This window comes from Pseudoalteromonas sp. MER144-MNA-CIBAN-0113 (assembly GCF_040308965.1).
GTDB lineage: Bacteria > Pseudomonadota > Gammaproteobacteria > Enterobacterales > Alteromonadaceae > Pseudoalteromonas > Pseudoalteromonas tetraodonis.
The window spans coordinates 1-231 of record NZ_JBEOOG010000637.1; the positions used below are offsets into that span (position 1 = coordinate 1).

The 231-nt window shown below is 39.0% G+C and carries 1 pseudogene; it reads left to right on the forward strand.

From position 1 onward, the window contains the following. A pseudogene (locus tag AAEY57_RS21280) lies at positions 1-214 on the forward strand (2-hydroxyacid dehydrogenase); the annotation flags it as partial. Between the last annotated feature and the right edge of the window lie 17 nt (positions 215-231).

A 231-nucleotide genomic window follows, 5' to 3' on the forward strand; every position in this document is an offset into this window, starting at 1 on the left:
TTACGAGCAAGAGTCGGAGCTATTTTTTAAAAACCACAGTGACGAAATAAACCAAGACGATATATTTTCGCGCTTAGTGAGCTTTAAAAATGTATTAGTAACGGGGCATCAGGGCTTTTTTACACAAGAAGCACTCACCGAAATAGCAAACACAACCCTGCTTAACGCGTTTGAAGTAAGTGAAGGTAGGCCTCTAACTAATGAGGTTTTATAAAGACCTAAGCTATACCT